16 protein-coding genes and 1 tRNA gene are annotated in these 19,890 nt (G+C 54.8%); 15 read left to right on the top strand and 2 right to left on the bottom strand.

Features of this window, described 5'->3' with window-relative positions:
* From CPJ18_RS26230 to rpoC, 11 genes are all read left to right on the top strand, one after another.
* On the top strand, positions 1 to 154 hold a 154-nt coding region (locus CPJ18_RS26230; RefSeq protein ID WP_483416162.1), incomplete at its 5' end, for an EF-Tu C-terminal domain-related protein.
* Between the two features lie 180 nt (positions 155 to 334).
* On the top strand, positions 335 to 1,021 hold the full coding sequence (locus CPJ18_RS26225) for a glycosyltransferase family protein (RefSeq protein WP_077123216.1): 687 nt from the start codon (positions 335 to 337) through the stop codon (positions 1,019 to 1,021).
* Between the two features lie 252 nt (positions 1,022 to 1,273).
* Positions 1,274 to 1,349 (top strand) — tRNA-Trp (locus tag CPJ18_RS26220).
* 183 nt (positions 1,350 to 1,532) lie between these two features.
* On the top strand, positions 1,533 to 1,733 hold the full coding sequence (secE, locus tag CPJ18_RS26215) for a preprotein translocase subunit SecE (RefSeq protein ID WP_042618546.1): 201 nt from the start codon (positions 1,533 to 1,535) through the stop codon (positions 1,731 to 1,733).
* A gap of 21 nt (positions 1,734 to 1,754) precedes the next feature.
* The gene (nusG, locus tag CPJ18_RS26210) at positions 1,755 to 2,285 is read left to right on the top strand and encodes a transcription termination/antitermination protein NusG (protein ID WP_077123215.1); all 531 of its coding nucleotides are present in this window, start codon (positions 1,755 to 1,757) and stop codon (positions 2,283 to 2,285) included.
* A 218-nt stretch (positions 2,286 to 2,503) separates the two neighbouring features.
* Positions 2,504 to 2,935, top strand: a complete 432-nt coding sequence (gene rplK, locus CPJ18_RS26205; RefSeq protein ID WP_067643756.1) for a 50S ribosomal protein L11 — start codon at positions 2,504 to 2,506, stop codon at positions 2,933 to 2,935.
* Between the two features lie 2 nt (positions 2,936 to 2,937).
* Positions 2,938 to 3,633 carry a 50S ribosomal protein L1 gene (rplA, locus tag CPJ18_RS26200; RefSeq protein ID WP_042618543.1) on the top strand — a complete coding sequence of 232 codons (696 nt, stop codon included), beginning with the start codon at positions 2,938 to 2,940 and terminating at the stop codon, positions 3,631 to 3,633.
* Positions 3,634 to 3,991: 358 nt separating this feature from the next.
* Positions 3,992 to 4,510, top strand: a complete 519-nt coding sequence (gene rplJ / locus CPJ18_RS26195; protein ID WP_062450732.1) for a 50S ribosomal protein L10 — start codon at positions 3,992 to 3,994, stop codon at positions 4,508 to 4,510.
* A gap of 58 nt (positions 4,511 to 4,568) precedes the next feature.
* The gene (gene rplL / locus CPJ18_RS26190) at positions 4,569 to 4,943 is read left to right on the top strand and encodes a 50S ribosomal protein L7/L12 (RefSeq protein ID WP_067643745.1); all 375 of its coding nucleotides are present in this window, start codon (positions 4,569 to 4,571) and stop codon (positions 4,941 to 4,943) included.
* A gap of 259 nt (positions 4,944 to 5,202) precedes the next feature.
* Entirely contained in the window at positions 5,203 to 9,342 is a 4,140-nt protein-coding gene (rpoB, locus tag CPJ18_RS26185; protein ID WP_077123214.1) for a DNA-directed RNA polymerase subunit beta, read from the top strand.
* Positions 9,343 to 9,517: 175 nt separating this feature from the next.
* Positions 9,518 to 13,726: a DNA-directed RNA polymerase subunit beta' gene (rpoC, locus tag CPJ18_RS26180; protein ID WP_103660466.1), complete on the top strand. Its 4,209-nt coding sequence runs from the start codon at positions 9,518 to 9,520 to the stop codon at positions 13,724 to 13,726.
* 126 nt (positions 13,727 to 13,852) lie between these two features.
* On the opposite strand, the gene CPJ18_RS26175 is transcribed toward rpoC, so the two are convergent.
* On the bottom strand, positions 13,853 to 14,992 hold the full coding sequence (locus tag CPJ18_RS26175) for an FAD-dependent oxidoreductase (RefSeq protein ID WP_103660465.1): 1,140 nt from the start codon (positions 14,990 to 14,992) through the stop codon (positions 13,853 to 13,855).
* 270 nt (positions 14,993 to 15,262) lie between these two features.
* Complete coding sequence (locus CPJ18_RS26170) at positions 15,263 to 15,556, bottom strand: transcriptional regulator (RefSeq protein WP_067643729.1); 294 nt, start codon at positions 15,554 to 15,556, stop codon at positions 15,263 to 15,265.
* A 497-nt stretch (positions 15,557 to 16,053) separates the two neighbouring features.
* Between CPJ18_RS26170 and rpsL the strand changes: the two genes are divergently transcribed.
* The 4 genes from rpsL to CPJ18_RS26150 form a co-directional block, all read left to right on the top strand.
* A complete protein-coding gene (rpsL, locus tag CPJ18_RS26165) occupies positions 16,054 to 16,425 on the top strand; it encodes a 30S ribosomal protein S12 (protein ID WP_042618537.1) in 372 nt (123 codons plus the stop codon).
* 78 nt (positions 16,426 to 16,503) lie between these two features.
* Entirely contained in the window at positions 16,504 to 16,974 is a 471-nt protein-coding gene (rpsG, locus tag CPJ18_RS26160; protein WP_067643726.1) for a 30S ribosomal protein S7, read from the top strand.
* 27 nt (positions 16,975 to 17,001) lie between these two features.
* Complete coding sequence (gene fusA / locus CPJ18_RS26155; RefSeq protein ID WP_077123211.1) at positions 17,002 to 19,101, top strand: elongation factor G; 2,100 nt, start codon at positions 17,002 to 17,004, stop codon at positions 19,099 to 19,101.
* Positions 19,102 to 19,167: 66 nt separating this feature from the next.
* Positions 19,168 to 19,890 (top strand): elongation factor Tu (locus tag CPJ18_RS26150; RefSeq protein ID WP_146258733.1); only part of this gene is annotated, 723 nt, incomplete at its 3' end.

Raw genomic sequence — 19,890 nt, 5'->3', positions numbered from 1 at the left:
TCCAGAAGGCACGGAAATGGTTATGCCAGGCGACAACGTGACTGTTGAAGTCGAACTGATCGTTCCAATCGCGATGGAAGAAAAGCTGCGCTTCGCGATCCGCGAAGGCGGCCGTACCGTCGGCGCTGGCATCGTGGCTTCGATCGTCGAGTAATCTTTTCCCGCAAGGGATTTGCGAAAGCCCCGCTGGAAACAGCGGGGCTTTTTTTATGTGTAGTAAGGTGTCTGAAAATGATGATGAACGGCAAACTTGACGAATCCGTTCATAAAGTGGACTAATTCGCGCTACAATTATTCAACATCATTCCGAAATTGATAAATCACTGGAGTAACCATGTCCGAGACTGCTCGCATCTTCATAGGCTTCGACAGCAAGGAAGTCGTCGCCTACCACGTCTTCTGCCAGAGCATTCAGGAGAAGAGTTCCATTCCGGTTGAGTTTATTCCCATTGCCTTGAACAATCTCGAAGGCATCTTCACAAGAGAGCGCAACGCTCTGCAATCCACCGAATTTTCTTTCTCACGCTTTCTCGTTCCTTATCTATCCAATTTCGAAGGTTGGGCGATATTTGCTGACTGCGACATGCTTATGCGCACAGACATTGCAAAGCTTTGGGAACTGCGTGATGACAAGTATGCGGCTATGTGCGTGAAGCATGATTACGTGCCGAAGGTCGAAACTAAGTTTCTGGGTCAGACGCAGACGAAATATGAAAAGAAGAACTGGTCGAGCTTCATTCTGTTCAACAACGCCAAGTGCAAGACGCTGACCAAAGATTACGTCAACACGGCAACCGGGCTCGAACTGCACCAGTTCAAGTGGCTTGAATCGGAAGAGTTGATTGGTGAAATTCCGAAGACCTGGAACTGGCTTGTTAATGAATACGAGCACAACGAACAGGCTGATAACGTCCACTTCACCGATGGCGGACCTTACTTCGACGAATACAAGAACGACGATTATGCCGAAGAGTGGTTTGCCACGCGTGAGAGAGTGCTGTCAGTCGTACAACGCGCTTGATCGATATTGAAATTCGTAAATAGGAGTGCGCCGGCTGGCGCATTCTTATGTCATGGTGTTGGATTGCGGTCTGACTGCAAGGTGTGTTGGGCGTTGCGAGCGCTTGCTTATACGAGCTCACTTTTTTAAAACCACTACTTCCAAGCCAAGTCGGTGAAAAATAAAAAAAACACTTGCCAATAAAGATTCGTGGCCTTAAACGGGCGTCACGGACCATGGCGGACAAAAGATGTTAGCCGGAATGTTCGTTGAAGGGGTATAGCTCAGTTGGTAGAGCGGCGGTCTCCAAAACCGCAGGTCGTAAGTTCGAGCCTTACTGCCCCTGCCATTCCTCATCCGCAAGCGCGGTATCGCTGCAAGGCAGGTGAGGTGCCGGTTTACCGGTGAAATTCGCCGAATGTCGATTTCCTCTTGTTAAAGGGGTAATGGATGTTTAAGTAGGTCAAAATAGACACGCGGTGCGTGGGGTCGATTATTTCGACTTTACGTGCCGTAATTGCGTGGGCAGTCAATGGCATCCAAAACCAATCCGTTTACGTTTCTGCAGCAGGTTCGCGCCGAAGCGTCGAAGATCACTTGGCCGTCGCGCCGCGAGACAATGATTTCCACGGCCATGGTTTTGGTAATGGTCATCTTCGCGGCACTGTTCTTCTTTGCGGCTGACCAGCTCATCGGCTGGTTGCTCAGTCTCGTTCTGAGCGTTGGCCGGTAACGAATTGAGCGGAGAGTAAAGATGGCAGCGCGTTGGTATATTGTTCAGGCATATTCGAACTTCGAAAAGAAGGTCGCTGAGTCGATTGAAGAGAAGGTTCGTCAGAAGGGTCTCGATCACCTGTTCGAACGTATCTTGGTTCCGACTGAAAAGGTCGTTGAGGTTCGTCGCGGCCGTAAGGTCGATAGCGAGCGGAAGTTCTTCCCAGGTTATGTGCTCGTTCGCGCCAACCTGACGGATGAGGCCTATCACCTCATCAAGAATACGCCCAAGGTTACGGGCTTCCTGGGTTCGGATAACAAGCCTGTGCCGATCCCTGACTCCGAGGCCGACCGCATTCTTGGTCAGGTTCAGGAGGGCGTCGAACGTCCGAAGTCTTCGGTATCGTTCGAAATCGGCGAGCAGGTTCGCGTCTCCGACGGTCCATTCGCATCGTTCAACGGTGTTGTGCAGGATGTCGATGAAGAGCGTTCGCGCCTGAAGGTGGAAGTGTCGATCTTTGGTCGCGCCACACCTGTCGAGCTGGAATATGCGCAGGTCGAAAAAGTTTGACGAGTTTCTGAAGGCGTAACCGCTTTCGAAGGAATACATCAGGAAGTGATCGCAAGTCCTTGCTATTTCTAACTGATGTGATGCGGCATAGCCGCAAAACGCGTGGAAGATACTCTGAACTCTTAAGCCGGGTCAGGGGTCGCACCACGCAACCGCAGCCGCCGGAAGTTCCGGCAAGTTGAGCCGGGAAACCGGTTCTATTCGAAAGGCAGAGAGATATGGCTAAGAAAGTTGCAGGCCAGCTCAAGCTTCAGGTCAAGGCAGGATCGGCTAACCCGTCCCCGCCAATCGGCCCGGCGCTTGGTCAGCGTGGCGTAAACATCATGGAATTCTGCAAGGCGTTCAATGCCGCCACGCAGGAAATGGAAAAGGGTATGCCGATCCCGGTCGTCATCACCTATTACCAGGACAAGTCCTTCACCTTCGTCATGAAGCAGCCGCCCATGACCTATTGGTTGAAGAAGGAAGCAAAGATCACTGCCGGTTCCAAGACACCTGGTAAGGGTGCCAAGGTCGGTTCCATCACCAAGGCTCAGGTCAAGACGATCGCTGAAGCCAAGATGAAGGATCTGAATGCCGCCAATATCGAAGGCGCAATGGCAATGGTTGAGGGCTCTGCCCGCGCCATGGGCCTGGAAGTGGTAGGTTGATCATGGCAAAGCTTGCAAAGCGCGTACAGAAGATCCGCGAAGGCGTTGATCCAAAGACCCTCTACGTCCTGACCGACGCCATTTCGATGGTCAAGGAACGGGCTATCGCCAAGTTCGACGAAACTGTTGAAGTTTCCATGAACCTCGGCGTTGACCCACGTCACGCAGACCAGATGGTTCGCGGCGTTGTCAACCTGCCAAACGGCACAGGCCGTGACGTTCGCGTCGCTGTTTTTGCTCGTGGTGCCAAGGCTGATGAAGCTAAGGCTGCCGGCGCAGACATCGTTGGTGCAGAAGACCTGCTTGAAATCGTTCAGGGCGGCAAGATCGACTTCGATCGTGTTATCGCTACACCTGACATGATGCCGCTCGTTGGTCGCCTCGGTAAGGTTCTCGGCCCACGCGGCATGATGCCTAACCCGAAGGTTGGCACGGTTACGATGGACGTTGCTGGAGCTGTTAAGGCTTCCAAGGGCGGCGCTGTCGAGTTCCGCGTCGAAAAGGCCGGTATCGTGCATGCTGGTATTGGCAAGGCTTCCTTCGACGCCAAGGCGCTCGAAGAAAACATCAAGGCTTTCGCTGACGCCGTCATCAAGGCGAAGCCAGCTGGTGCCAAGGGCAACTACGTCAAGCGCGTAGCGATCTCCTCGACCATGGGTCCAGGCGTTCGCATCGAGCCTTCGTCAGTTACAGCTTAAAGAATTCGCCGCGTCTTGAAAAAGACGCGGCAAACTCAATTTCCGGCTCGCAAGGGTCGGGAATTTCCAGGGCAACCTGGAACTCCTGTCCGAGATTGTAGGTGGCTCATTTCCCTCGGGATTTTGGCCTTAATCATTCAGCCTACATGAGACGGGTAAGGCCCGGATTTTCGCACCCAAGGGTGCTTAATAATCCGGTTCGAACCTGATGTGCCTGTGCCTGAAGCCGTTTGCGGCGACAGAGCGGGGGACAGGATCCTCAAGCGTCGCTTGAGATTTTGGTAACAGGATCTCTTGAGGCAAAGGCAAACCCGATGGGTTCACAATTCAATGTGATCTCATCTACTGGAGACAGACAGTGGAAAGAGCGGAAAAACGCGAATTCGTCACGGAGCTGAATGAAGTCTTCAAGGCTTCTGGTTCAGTTGTCGTGGCCCACTATGCTGGTGTCACAGTTGCGCAGATGAACGATTTTCGTTCGAAAATGCGCGCTGCTGGCGGCACCGTCAAGGTCGCGAAGAACCGCCTGGCCAAGATCGCTCTTCAGGGTACGGAGTCGGAAGGGATCATCGATCTCTTCAAGGGACAGACGCTGATTGCATACAGCACTGACCCTATGATTGCTCCGAAAGTCGTCATGGACTTCGCAAAGACCAACGATAAAGTCGTTGTTCTCGGCGGTGCCATGGGTGCAACCACGCTCAACGCCGAAGCAGTTAAGTCGCTTGCGACCCTGCCTTCGCTGGACGAGCTGCGTGCGAAACTGCTGGGCCTCTTTGCGGCTCCTGCAACTCGCGTCGCTACGGTTGTTGCAGCACCAGCAAGCCAGCTTGCTCGCGTGTTCTCGGCTTACTCAAAGAAGGACGAAGCCGCTTAAGGCGGTTTTTCGCTGTAAATATTCAAACCGGTTCGAACCGAATTAAAGGAACTATAACATGGCTGATCTCGCAAAGATCGTTGACGACCTCTCCGCTCTGACAGTTCTGGAAGCTGCTGAGCTTTCCAAGCTTCTCGAAGAAAAGTGGGGCGTTTCCGCTGCTGCTCCTGTAGCAGTTGCTGCTGCTGGCGGCGCTGCTGCAGCTCCTGCTGAAGAAGAAAAGACAGAATTCGACGTTATCCTCGTTGAAGCTGGCGCAAACAAGATCAACGTCATCAAGGAAGTCCGCGCAATCACAGGTCTCGGCCTGAAGGAAGCTAAGGACCTCGTTGAAGGCGCACCTAAGGCTGTTAAGGAAGCTGTTTCCAAGGCTGAAGCTGCTGACCTTAAGAAGAAGCTTGAAGAAGCTGGCGCCAAGGTTGACGTTAAGTAATTTTGAAATGTTCGGGAGGCGGTGTCCGCACCGCCTCCTGATCACATTTCTCCCGAACTTATTACCCAAAAGCCGCGTGAAAATGGCTTTTGGGTAATGGGTTCTTCAAGAGAATAGTTTCGAACCGCGCTGTAGAGGCAATCCGGCCTTACACTTCGGGATGTGAAACGAGATTGAAGATACTCATTGGATTGACGGGATCGACTGGCCAGCGGTTCCCGTCCGTTGCAGGCCCGGATGCAATTTTAAAGGAGCGACGATGGCTCAGACCCTTTCGTTTAACGGTCGCAGGCGCGTACGCAAGTTTTTCGGCAAAATTCCAGAAGTAGCGGAAATGCCGAACCTCATCGAGGTTCAGAAGGCTTCGTATGACCAGTTTCTCATGGTCAAGGAGCCCGAAGGCGGGCGTCCTGATGAGGGATTGAACGCGGTATTCAGGTCCGTGTTCCCGATCACCGACTTTTCAGGCGCTTCCATGCTCGAGTTCGTATCGTACGAATTCGAACCGCCTAAGTTCGACACAGAAGAATGCCGTCAGCGCGATCTGACCTACGCAGCGCCGCTTAAGGTGACGCTGCGACTCATCGTGTTCGATATCGACGAAGATACGGGCGCGAAGTCCATCAAGGACATCAAGGAACAGTCCGTCTACATGGGCGATATGCCTTTGATGACAGACAACGGCACGTTCATCGTCAACGGTACCGAGCGCGTTATTGTCTCGCAGATGCACCGTTCGCCAGGCGTGTTCTTCGACCACGACAAGGGCAAGAGCCATTCGTCCGGCAAGCTTCTGTTCGCTGCACGCGTCATTCCTTACCGTGGTTCGTGGCTCGATATCGAATTCGATGCGAAGGACGTTGTCTACGCGCGTATCGACCGTCGCCGCAAGCTGCCTGCAACATCGTTGTTGATGGCGCTTGGCATGGACGGCGAAGAAATTCTGTCGACGTTTTACACCAAGGCAAGCTACGAGCGCGACGGCGAAGGCTGGCGTTACCCTTATCAACCAGACGTGCTGAAGGGTGCCAAGGTCATCACCGAGCTGGTCGATGCCGACACGGGCGAAGTCGTTGTCGAAGCCGGCAAGAAGCTGACACCTCGTTTGATCCGTCAGCTGTCCGACAAGGGCCTGAAGTTCCTGAAAGCTTCCAACGAAGAGCTTTATGGCAACTACCTGGCTGAAGACATCGTCAACTACGAGACAGGTGAAATCTATCTCGAAGCCGGTGATGAAATCGACGAGAAGACGCTGAAGCTCATTCTTGACTCGGGTTTCAACGAAATTCCGATCCTCAACATCGACCACGTCAATGTTGGTGCCTACATTCGCAACACGCTGGCAGCAGACAAGAACGAGAACCGTCAGGAAGCTCTGTTCGACATCTACCGCGTCATGCGTCCGGGTGAGCCACCGACCATGGATTCGGCTGAAGCCATGTTCAAGTCGCTGTTCTTCGACAGCGAACGTTACGACCTGTCTGCCGTTGGCCGCGTGAAGATGAACATGCGTCTTGATCTCGATGCGGAAGATTCCGTGCGCACATTGCGTAAGGAAGACATTCTTGCTGTCGTCAAGATGCTGGTCGAACTGCGTGACGGCAAGGGCGAAATCGACGATATCGATAACCTCGGTAACCGCCGCGTTCGCTCCGTCGGTGAGTTGATGGAGAACCAGTACCGTCTGGGCCTGCTGCGCATGGAACGTGCGATCAAGGAACGTATGTCCTCGATTGAAATCGACACCGTGATGCCGCAGGATCTGATCAACGCCAAGCCTGCTGCTGCTGCTGTTCGCGAATTCTTCGGCTCCTCGCAGCTGTCGCAGTTCATGGACCAGGTGAACCCGCTTTCGGAAATCACCCACAAGCGCCGTCTCTCGGCTCTTGGACCAGGTGGTCTGACCCGCGAGCGCGCAGGCTTCGAAGTCCGCGACGTTCACCCAACGCACTACGGCCGTATTTGCCCGATCGAAACGCCTGAAGGCCCGAACATCGGTCTGATCAACTCGCTCGCAACCTTTGCCCGCGTCAACAAGTACGGCTTCATCGAAAGCCCGTACCGTAAGATCATCGACGGCAAGGTCACGACCGAAGTGATCTACCTTTCCGCTATGGAAGAGGCCAAGTACTACGTCGCACAGGCCAATGCCGAGCTGGACGCTGAAGGCGCATTCACCGAAGAATTCGTTGTTTGCCGTCACTCCGGTGAAGTTATGTTGGCTCCGCGTGACAACATCAACCTGATGGACGTTTCGCCGAAGCAGCTGGTTTCGGTTGCTGCGGCTCTCATCCCGTTCCTGGAAAACGACGACGCCAACCGCGCTCTCATGGGCTCGAACATGCAGCGTCAGGCCGTTCCATTGCTGCGCGCCGAGGCTCCGTTCGTTGGAACCGGCATGGAGCCGATCGTTGCCCGTGACTCCGGTGCTGCTATTGCGGCGCGTCGTGGTGGCGTGGTCGATCAGGTGGATGCGACCCGTATCGTTATCCGTGCGACGGAAGATCTCGATGCAGGCAAGTCCGGTGTTGATATCTATCGTCTCCAGAAGTTCCAGCGCTCCAACCAGAACACCTGCATCAACCAGCGTCCGCTGGTCGCCGTCGGTGACATTCTGAACAAGGGCGACATCATCGCTGACGGTCCTTCGACCGACCTCGGTGACCTGGCGCTTGGCCGCAACGCGCTCGTCGCGTTCATGCCTTGGAACGGTTACAACTACGAAGACTCCATCCTGATGTCCGAACGCATCGTCTCCGACGACGTGTTCACGTCCATCCACATCGAAGAATTCGAAGTGATGGCACGCGACACCAAGCTTGGTCCTGAAGAGATCACGCGCGATATTCCGAACGTTTCGGAAGAAGCGCTGAAGAACCTCGACGAAGCCGGTATCGTTTACATCGGTGCGGAAGTTCAGCCTGGCGATATTCTCGTTGGTAAGATCACGCCAAAGGGTGAAAGCCCGATGACGCCGGAAGAAAAGCTTCTGCGTGCCATCTTCGGTGAAAAGGCGTCCGACGTTCGCGACACATCCATGCGCATGCCTCCTGGCACGTTTGGTACGGTCGTTGAAGTTCGCGTGTTCAACCGTCACGGCGTCGAAAAAGACGAACGTGCAATGGCGATCGAGCGCGAAGAAATCGAACGTCTTGCCAAGGACCGTGACGACGAACAGGCCATTCTTGACCGTAACGTCTACGGCCGTCTGATCGAGATGCTGCGCGGACAGGTTTCCATTGCCGGTCCAAAGGGCTTCAAGAAGGGCGTCGAGCTTTCGAACGCCGTCGTATCCGAATATCCCCGCTCGCAGTGGTGGATGTTTGCCGTCGAAGACGAGAAGGCTCAGTCCGAGCTGGAAGCGCTTCGTGGTCAGTACGACGAATCCAAGTCGCGCCTTGAACAGCGCTTCATGGATAAGGTCGAGAAGGTTCAGCGCGGCGACGAAATGCCTCCTGGCGTCATGAAGATGGTCAAGGTCTTTGTTGCTGTGAAGCGCAAGATCCAGCCGGGCGACAAGATGGCTGGCCGTCACGGTAACAAGGGCGTTGTCTCGCGTATCGTGCCGGTTGAAGACATGCCGTTCCTGGAAGATGGTACGCATGTCGACATCTGCTTGAACCCGCTGGGCGTGCCATCGCGCATGAACGTCGGCCAGATCCTCGAAACCCACCTTGCCTGGGCTTGCGCCGGCATGGGTAAGAAGATCGGCGATATGCTCGACGAGTATCACAAGTCGCTGGATATCACCGACCTGAAGCGCGAGCTGACGGAAGTGTATGCGTCCCAGGCCAAGGACGAGGTCGCTCATTTCGATGACGAATCTCTGATCCGTCTTGCCGAGCAGTCCAGGAAGGGCGTTTCGATTGCGACGCCGGTCTTCGACGGCGCGCATGAGCCTGACGTTGCGGAAATGCTGACGAGAGCCGGTCTCAACGAGTCGGGTCAGTCTGTTCTGTACGATGGTCGTACCGGTGAAACCTTCGACCGTAAGGTGACCGTCGGCTACATGTACATGATCAAGCTGAACCACCTTGTCGACGACAAGATCCACGCTCGCTCGATCGGTCCTTACTCGCTTGTTACCCAGCAGCCGCTTGGTGGTAAGGCGCAGTTCGGCGGACAGCGCTTCGGGGAAATGGAAGTCTGGGCTCTGGAAGCTTACGGCGCGGCTTACACGCTGCAGGAAATGCTCACTGTCAAGTCTGACGACGTGGCGGGCCGCACCAAGGTTTACGAAGCAATCGTCCGTGGTGACGATACCTTCGAAGCCGGTATTCCTGAAAGCTTCAACGTTCTCGTCAAGGAAATGCGCTCGCTGGGCCTCAGCGTCGAACTCGAAAACTCGAAGCTCGACGAAGCCAATGCAGCGGGTCAACTGCCTGACGCGGCGGAATAAGAAACACAAAGGGCAGGCACCTCACAGGTGCCTGCCTGTTTCGCCCGATGGCTTGCGCCTGACGGTAGAAACTTCCGCCGCATTTTGCGGTTAATCATGTTTTAGGCATTGGCCGGTGATGCGGACTGCACCGTGCCAGATGCAAGCAAGGGGCCAAACCCCTAAGGAGACAGGCATGAACCAAGAGGTCATGAACCTTTTCAACCCGGCGGTACCGGCACAGCACTTCGATTCCATCCGGATTTCGATTGCGAGCCCGGAAAAGATCCTCTCGTGGTCATACGGTGAGATCAAGAAGCCGGAAACCATCAACTATCGTACGTTCAAGCCAGAGCGTGATGGTTTGTTCTGCGCGCGTATTTTCGGACCGATCAAGGACTATGAGTGCCTGTGCGGCAAGTACAAGCGCATGAAGTACAAGGGCATCATCTGCGAAAAGTGCGGCGTCGAAGTGACGTTGTCGCGCGTTCGCCGTGAGCGCATGGGCCATATCGAACTGGCAGCACCCGTTGCCCACATCTGGTTCCTGAAGTCGCTGCCTTCGCGCATCTCGACATTGCTCGACATGACGCTGAAAGATGTAGAGCGCGTTCTCTACTTTGAAAACTACATCGTGACCGAGCCTGGTCTGACTTCGATGAAGCAGAACCAGCTTCTGAACGAAGAAGAATACATGATTGCCGTGGATGAATTTGGTGAAGACCAGTTCACTGCGATGATCGGCGCTGAAGCCATCTACGAGATGCTGGCTTCGATGAACCTCGAAAAGATCGCTGGCGACCTGCGCACGGATCTTGCCGAGACCACATCGGATCTGAAGCAGAAGAAGTTCATGAAGCGTCTCAAGATCGTTGAGAACTTCATGGAATCCGGCAATCGTCCCGAGTGGATGATCATGAAGGTTGTTCCAGTCATTCCACCGGACCTGCGTCCGCTGGTTCCGCTGGATGGTGGTCGTTTCGCGACGTCCGACCTGAACGATCTCTATCGCCGCGTCATCAACCGTAACAACCGTTTGAAGCGCCTGATCGAGCTTCGTGCGCCTGGCATCATCATTCGCAACGAAAAGCGTATGTTGCAGGAATCCGTCGATGCGCTGTTCGACAACGGCCGTCGCGGTCGCGTCATCACGGGTGCCAACAAGCGTCCGCTGAAGTCGCTGTCCGACATGCTCAAGGGCAAGCAGGGCCGTTTCCGTCAGAACCTTCTCGGCAAGCGCGTCGACTATTCCGGTCGTTCGGTTATCGTGACGGGTCCTGAACTGAAGCTGCACCAGTGCGGTCTTCCAAAGAAGATGGCGCTCGAGCTGTTCAAGCCGTTCATCTATGCCCGCCTTGACGCGAAGGGTTACTCCTCCACCGTCAAGCAGGCCAAGAAGCTGGTTGAAAAGGAAAAGCCTGAAGTTTGGGATATCCTCGACGAGGTTATCCGCGAGCACCCGGTTCTCCTGAACCGCGCGCCAACGCTTCACCGTCTGGGTATCCAGGCTTTCGAACCCATGCTGGTCGAAGGCAAGGCTATTCAGCTGCATCCGCTCGTCTGCACGGCCTTCAACGCCGACTTCGACGGTGACCAGATGGCCGTACACGTCCCACTGTCGCTGGAAGCACAGTTGGAAGCACGCGTGCTGATGATGTCGACCAACAACATTCTGCACCCTGCAAACGGTCAGCCGATCATCGTTCCTTCACAGGACATGGTTCTCGGCCTGTACTATCTGTCGATCATGAACGAGAACGAGCCAGGTCAAGGCATGGCATTCTCCGACATGGGCGAGTTGCACCATGCGCTGGAAAACAAGGTTGTGACGCTGCACGCGAAAATTCGCGGCCGCTTCAAGACCATGGATGCCGACGGCAAGATGGTTTCCAAGATCTACGACACCACACCTGGACGTATGATCATTGGCGAGCTTCTGCCGAAGAACGTCAACGTGCCTTTCGAAACCTGCAACCAGGAAATGACCAAGAAGAACATCTCCAAGATGATCGACACGGTCTACCGTCATTGCGGCCAGAAAGACACGGTCATCTTCTGCGACCGCATCATGCAGCTCGGCTTTACCCATGCTTGCCGCGCCGGCATTTCGTTCGGCAAGGACGACATGATCATTCCGGAAACCAAGGTAAAGATCGTTGGTGACACCGAAACTTTGGTCAAGGAATACGAACAGCAGTACAATGACGGCCTGATCACTCAGGGCGAAAAGTACAACAAGGTCGTAGACGCCTGGGGCAAGGCAACCGAAAAGGTTGCTGAAGACATGATGGCCCGCATTAAGGCCGTTGAGTTCGATCCAGAGACCGGTCGTCAAAAGCCGATGAACGCCATCTACATGATGTCCCACTCCGGTGCGCGTGGTTCTCCGAACCAGATGCGTCAGCTGGGTGGTATGCGCGGCCTCATGGCCAAGCCATCGGGTGAGATCATTGAAACACCGATCATCTCCAACTTTAAGGAAGGTCTGACCGTTAACGAGTACTTCAACTCGACCCACGGTGCCCGTAAGGGTCTTGCAGACACGGCCTTGAAGACGGCGAACTCCGGTTACCTCACACGTCGTCTCGTTGACGTGGCGCAGGATTGCATCGTCAACTCTGTGGATTGCGGCACTGAAAAGGGCCTCACCATGACTGCCATCGTCGATGCCGGTCAGGTCGTTGCTTCGCTTGGCGCACGTATCCTCGGACGTACGGCTCTTGATGATATCGACAACCCGGTCACTGGCGAGAACATCGTCAAGGCTGGCACGTTGATGGACGAAGCCGACATCGCTGCTATCGAAAAGTCGGGCATCCAGTCCGTTCGCATTCGTTCGGCTCTGACCTGCGAAATTCAGGTTGGTGTTTGCGGCGTCTGCTACGGTCGTGACCTTGCACGCGGTACACCTGTCAACATGGGCGAAGCGGTTGGCGTTATTGCCGCTCAGTCCATCGGTGAGCCAGGCACGCAGCTCACAATGCGTACGTTCCACCTTGGCGGAACGGCGAACGTGGTCGACCAATCGTTCCTGGAAGCATCGTATGAAGGTACGATTCAGATCAAGAACCGTAACAGCCTGCGCAACTCTGAAAACATTCTCATCGCGATGGGCCGCAACATGTCCGTCACCATTCTCGATGAGCGTGGCGTAGAGCGTTCTTCGCAGCGTGTAGCCTACGGCTCCAAGCTGTTCGTTGATGATGGCGACAAGGTCAAGCGCGGCCAGCGTCTGGCAGAGTGGGACCCTTACACACGTCCAATGATGACGGAAGTGGAAGGTACTGTTCACTTTGAAGATCTGGTCGATGGTCTTTCCGTTCTGGAAGCGACCGACGAGTCCACCGGTATCACCAAGCGTCAGGTTATCGACTGGCGTTCGACACCACGTGGTTCGGATCTGAAGCCGACGATCATCATCAAGGATGCTTCCGGCAACGTGCTGAAGCTTGCTCGTGGCGGTGAAGCCCGCTTCCAGCTCTCGGTTGATGCTATTCTGTCGGTCGAGCCTGGTCAGAAGGTTTTCCAGGGTGACGTGCTCGCACGTTCGCCATTGGAAAGCGCCAAGACCAAGGACATCACTGGTGGTCTGCCACGTGTTGCCGAACTCTTCGAAGCGCGTCGTCCGAAGGATCACGCTATCATCGCCGAAATCGATGGTACGATCCGTCTGGGCCGCGACTACAAGAACAAGCGTCGCGTTCAGATCGAGCCTGCGGAAGATGGCGTCGAGCCAGTCGAATACCTGATCCCGAAGGGCAAGCCCTTCCACCTTCAGGAAGGCGACTACATCGAGAAGGGCGAATACATTCTCGATGGTAACCCGGCACCGCACGACATTCTGGCGATCAAGGGCGTAGAGGCTTTGGCTTCCTACCTCGTGAACGAAATCCAGGAAGTCTACCGCTTGCAGGGCGTTGTCATCAACGACAAGCACATCGAAGTGATCGTGCGTCAGATGCTGCAGAAGGTGGAAATCACCGATGCAGGTGACTCGCATTACATCGTGGGCGACAGCGTTGATCGCATCGAGATGGAAGACAACAACGATCGTCTGATCGACGAAGGCAAGAAGCCATCCTACGGCGACCCGGTTCTTCTGGGTATCACCAAGGCATCGCTGCAGACGCCATCGTTCATCTCGGCTGCTTCGTTCCAGGAAACCACAAAGGTTCTCACGGAAGCTGCAATCGCCGGCAAGACCGACACGTTGCAGGGTCTGAAAGAAAACGTCATCGTCGGCCGCCTTATCCCGGCCGGTACCGGCGGCACCATGACCCAGATCCGCCGCATCGCGACAAACCGCGACGAGCTCATCATCGAAGAGCGCAAGAAGAGCACCGGCTCGTCTTCCGCAAACCAGATGTTGCAGGACATGACAGATAAGGCTCCAGCCGCCGAATAACGGTGGTCAGGGCAGGGGCCTCGTAAGAGGCTCCGTCTGGTCTAAATGAAAACGCCCGGAGTGATCCGGGCGTTTTTTGTTTTGGGGAATGCACTAAGGGTTATGTCCAGGCCGTTATCGAAAAAATCAGCCCGGCTGCGTAGCTTGATGACTTTTAAACAGATCGACCACACTTTGAGGGGCGTTTTCGTCAAAAAAACGCTGGAGGTTTTCGGAAGTCTCGGCCGCGATCTTGGCGCTTCTGGGAAAAAGCTTTTTTTCGTAAGCTGAAAGCGCATCTTCTGTTGTGCCAGATGTTTCAACGAGGGCTTTTGCGAGTTCGAAGCCGTCATAAAGCGCTAGGTTCGCGCCTTCACCTGCAAAAGGTGACATCAGGTGTGCTGCGTCGCCCAATAACGTCACACCAGGTGTTCTCTCCCATCGGTGCTCGACCGGCAACGTATAGATAGGCCTGATGACGGGAACGGTTTCGCTGGCAGTAATGAGAGAGATCAACTCGGGAGCCCACCCTTCGAATTCTTCTGCGATACGAGCCAAGCCACTCTTAAGGTTCGAGTGTTGGATGAAATTGGCCCAGTCCGCAGGTCTGTTGAGAGCGACATAGGTGTGCAAGGTCCCGTCGGCGTAACGATGCGCCAATATTCCCTGACCTGGAGCGACCGCCATCAGTGTACCAGTACCGATGGCATCCGAACTCGGCTTATGGCGGATGTCCCCATCAAAGAGAATGGTTTCGATAAAGAGCGTGCCTGAATAGATCGGAGTTGCCTTGGAGAGAAGAGGGCGAACTCTCGACCATGCACCATCGGCACCTACGAGCAAGTCAGAGGTTGTGGTGGAGCCATCGGCAAAGCTGATTTCGTGCCGTCCATCGCCTTGTGGAATTACCGACTTGACCTTACGCCCCCATTTGATCGTTTCTGGCGGAATGGAATGAATGAGCATATCCCGCAGATCGCCGCGATCAATTTCAGGGCGGTTTTCGGCACCGCCCGGGTTGTCGAAGAGGATGACGTTGTTCTTATCAACAATACGTTTGGCATCCTCACCCGGTCGCACCAGATCAAGGAAGGTATCGTAAAGACCCGCAGCCTTGAGGGCGACTTGACCATTATATTCATGAATATCAAGCAGTCCGCCCTGTGTCCGCGAATTCGCCGACGGTTCAGCCTCATATACCGTCGTCGCGATGCCATGAAGATGGAGAACGCGAGCCAGTGTAAGGCCGCCAAGGCCTGCACCAATAATAGCAATAGAGTTTCGCATTGAAGCGCTCCTGTCAGATGTAATAATACTTCGGGAGACGCTGGCATAACCACAGCTAGGCGCTGGGTTTACTTATCTGCGACGGCCTAAAATGGCGGTCGTTTTTCGCGACGAAATTCCTGTAAATGGAAATTTCTGTCAAAGCAATCCACGTGTGTGCTCTTGGCACAAAAGCTTACCACGTCACGCTTTTCTCGATCACAAGATCATTGGCAGTCTTTGTCGGTATTGCCTGAGCGCGCCAGCAATTGCAGCGCGCTCATTCTCATTTCAAGCAAACTTGATAATCGCCACTTCACCCTCAAGTGCACCCTGATACGCAGACGCATGCGGTTCCTCGTCGGGAACATCATTCAGCATGCCGATCTGGTCGAGGTCGGCTTCGAGGAAGCCTTCTTCGGAGAGGGCGTTGAGGGCTTCGCGGACGGCGGTGTCGTCGTCTGGGGCGCGCAGGATGATGTGGATGTCGATGCCTTCGTCGCCTTCACGCTCATAGGCCTTGCCGATGACGATGAAGACCATGGGATCGTCGCGTCCGTTGTCGTTGTCTGGTTCTGTGATCATGACGCGATTCCTTTTCTGGTTATTATTGTGTGGCGGTGCGCAAGCGTCCACCTTTAGGGAATCAATAGACGGCTTTTATGAAAAGCCAAAGGCCCGATTGGCAAAAGCGTGCAAGGGGAGGGGCATTATGTTAAAACACCCTGCAATTCATGGATGCCAAGGCGGCTGGAGGAGGCCCCGCGGGTACTAAATACTGAATCACCCTTGACGAAAGCGGGGTAAAACAGTAGTACGCCCGCCATCGGAACCAATGTGAGGTTTGGCTGTCTTGAACGACTCGTTCTGGAGATCGCCTCAAACAAGGGTCCAAAAACACGTACGAGACACGATTGTTGCATGCAAGACGTAGGATTTACGTCCTCTGCTCTTGGTGGTCCATCCGTGGAAACCGGATCGGGCCACGATTTATGCATGAAACCATGCGTGCGTCGTTGCCGGAAACGGTATAACCGCCATCCGTGAGGGTGGCTAAAGTAGTTTTTGCAAGGGATGGTTATATGCCTACCGTAAACCAGCTGATCCGTAAGCCACGCCAGGCACAGGTAAAGCGTAATAAGGTTCCTGCTCTTCAGGAAAACCCACAGAAGCGCGGCGTTTGCACACGCGTTTACACAACGACCCCTAAGAAGCCTAACTCGGCTCTTCGTAAGGTTGCCAAGATCCGCCTGACCAACGGCTTTGAAGTCATCGGCTACATTCCTGGCGAAGGTCACAACCTTCAGGAACACTCCGTTGTCATGATCCGTGGCGGCCGCGTAAAGGACTTGCCGGGCGTTCGTTACCACGTCATCCGTGGTGTACTCGATACGCAGGGCGTCAAGAACCGCAAGCAGCGTCGTTCGAAGTACGGTGCAAAGCGTCCGAAGTAATTCGGTTTCAAACTAATTCAGGCGCTGCGCGAGGTTCTCCGCGTGGTAAAGCGTCGATAACAATTGAGAGACAAGAATATGTCCCGTCGCCATAGTGCAGAAAAGCGTGAGATCAATCCGGATCCAAAGTTCGGTGATCTGATCGTTACCAAGTTCATGAACGCCATCATGCTTCACGGCAAGAAGTCGGTCGCAGAAAGCATCGTTTACGGCGCGTTCGACGTCGTACAGGGCAAGGCAAAGGCAGAGCCACTCGGCATCTTCCATTCGGCCCTCGACAACGTTGCTCCGCACGTTGAAGTGCGTTCGCGCCGCGTTGGTGGTGCAACCTACCAGGTTCCGGTCGATGTTCGCCCAGAGCGCCGTCAGGCTCTCGCGATCCGCTGGCTGATCGCTGCTGCGCGCAAGCGCAACGAAACAACCATGGTCGATCGCCTGTCCGGCGAACTCATGGATGCAGCGAACAACCGTGGCTCCGCAGTCAAGAAGCGCGAAGACACGCACAAGATGGCCGACGCCAACCGCGCATTCTCGCATTACCGCTGGTAATCTAACCGATCCGAAAGGCAGTCCGTTATGGCTCGCGAATATAAAATCGAAGACTACCGCAATTTCGGTATCATGGCGCATATCGACGCCGGCAAGACGACCACTACCGAGCGTATTCTTTATTACACCGGTAAGTCGCACAAGATCGGCGAAGTTCATGATGGCGCAGCCACGATGGACTGGATGGAACAGGAGCAGGAGCGTGGTATCACCATCACCTCCGCTGCGACCACGACCTTCTGGAAGGGTCGCGATGGCAAGATGCGCCGTTTCAACATCATCGACACCCCCGGCCACGTTGACTTCACGATTGAAGTTGAACGTTCGCTGCGCGTGCTCGACGGTGCGATCGCTCTTCTTGATGCCAACGCCGGTGTAGAGCCGCAGACGGAAACCGTCTGGCGTCAGGCTGAGAAGTACCACGTTCCGCGCATGATCTTCTGCAACAAGATGGACAAGACCGGTGCTGACTTCTACCGCTCGGTAGAAATGATCAAGACCCGTCTCGGTGCCATCGCTGTTGTCATGCAGCTCCCAATCGGTGCGGAAACAGAATTCAAGGGCGTTATCGATCTGATCGAAATGAACGCTCTGATCTGGCGCGACGAGTCGCTCGGCGCTCAGTGGGATGTCGTTGAAATTCCTGACGACATGAAGGAAAAAGCTGCTGAATATCGTGAAAAGATGATCGAACAGGTCGTCGATATCGATGAAGAAGCAATGGAAGCCTACCTGAACGGCGAAATGCCTGACAACGACAAGATTCGCGAACTCGTTCGCCGCGGCACCATCGACGTGAAGTTCCACCCGATGTTCTGCGGTACTGCGTTCAAGAACAAGGGCGTTCAGCCACTTCTCGACGCCGTTTGCGATTACCTGCCTTCGCCGCTGGACATTCCTGCGATCAAGGGCATCGACTTCAAGACCGAAGCCGAAATCGAACGTCACCCTGACGACAGCGAGCCGCTTTCGATGCTTGCGTTCAAGATCATGAACGACCCATTCGTTGGTTCGCTCACCTTCGCTCGTATCTACTCCGGCAAGCTCGAAAAGGGCACATCGGTTCTGAACACGGTCAAGGACAAGCGCGAGCGCGTCGGTCGTATGCTTCAGATGCATTCCAACTCCCGCGAAGACATCGAAGAAGCCTTCTCCGGCGACATCGTTGCTCTGGCCGGCCTCAAAGAAACGACAACGGGCGATACGCTTTGCGATCCTCTGAAGCCAGTTATCCTCGAGCGCATGGAATTCCCTGAGCCGGTTATCCAGATCGCGATCGAACCGAAGACAAAGGGCGACCAGGAAAAGATGGGCCTCGCGCTCAACCGCCTGGCAGCTGAAGATCCTTCGTTCCGCGTCAAGACGGATGAAGAATCCGGTCAGACGATCATTGCAGGCATGGGCGAACTTCACCTCGACATTCTCGTTGACCGTATGCGTCGCGAGTTCAAGGTTGAAGCCACCGTCGGTGCTCCGCAGGTTGCTTACCGCGAAACGATCACACGTCAGCACGAAGAAGATTACACACACAAGAAGCAGTCCGGTGGTACCGGCCAGTTCGCTCGTGTCAAGATCGTCTTCGAACCGAACCCAGAAGGCGAAGACTTCAAGTTCGAATCCAAGATCGTCGGCGGTGCTGTTCCTAAGGAATACATCCCGGGCGTTCAGAAGGGTATCGAAAGCGTTCTGTCTTCCGGTCCTCTGGCTGGCTTCCCGATGCTCGGCGTCAAGGCAACCCTGATCGACGGCGCATACCACGACGTTGACTCCTCGGTTCTCGCGTTCGAAATCGCATCGCGTGCCTGCTTCCGTGAAGCAGCGAAGAAGGCTGGTGCACAGCTTCTCGAGCCGATGATGAAGGTCGAAGTCGTAACGCCTGAAGATTACGTCGGTGACGTTATCGGCGATCTGAACTCGCGTCGCGGTCAGATCCAGGGTCAGGAAAGCCGTGGTATTGCCGTTGTCATCAACGCGCATGTTCCTTTGGCCAACATGTTCAAGTACGTCGACAACCTGCGCTCCATGTCTCAGGGCCGCGCGCAGTACTCGATGACCTTCGATCATTATTCGCCGGTTCCGAGCAACGTTGCTCAGGAAATCCAGGCAAAGTACTCCGGTCAGAAGTGATCGGGGTACGCCCCAAACAAAATTTAGAGTTTATTCCCTTTATGGGACAGGAATGGAGAGCCACGAATGGCAAAGAGCAAGTTTGAGCGCAACAAGCCGCACGTCAACATTGGCACGATTGGTCACGTTGACCACGGCAAGACGTCGTTGACTGCTGCGATCACGAAGTATTTCGGCGAATACAAGGCGTATGACCAGATCGACGCTGCACCGGAAGAAAAGGCCCGCGGTATCACGATTTCGACGGCACACGTTGAATACGAGACACCTGCTCGTCACTACGCGCACGTCGACTGCCCCGGCCACGCCGACTACGTGAAGAACATGATCACCGGTGCTGCCCAGATGGACGGCGCGATCCTGGTTTGCTCTGCAGCCGACGGCCCAATGCCACAGACCCGCGAGCACATTCTGCTGGCGCGTCAGGTTGGCGTTCCTGCCATCGTTGTGTTCCTCAACAAGGTTGACCAGGTTGACGACGCAGAACTGCTGGAACTGGTAGAACTGGAAGTTCGCGAACTTCTGTCGTCCTACGACTTCCCAGGCGACGATATTCCAATCGTCAAGGGTTCTGCTCTTGCTGCTCTTGAAGATTCCGACAAGAAGATCGGCGAAGACGCCATCCGCGAGCTGATGGCTCAGGTTGACGCCTACATCCCAACGCCAGAGCGTCCAATCGACCTGCCGTTCCTGATGCCAATCGAAGACGTTTTCTCGATCTCCGGCCGTGGTACGGTTGTGACGGGTCGCGTTGAGCGCGGTATCGTCAAGGTTGGTGAAGAAGTCGAA

Source organism: Agrobacterium rosae (assembly GCF_002915175.1).
GTDB lineage: Bacteria > Pseudomonadota > Alphaproteobacteria > Rhizobiales > Rhizobiaceae > Agrobacterium > Agrobacterium rosae.
The sequence above is the reverse complement of the archived record's forward strand: the minus strand, read 5'-3'. Positions and strand labels throughout refer to the sequence as shown.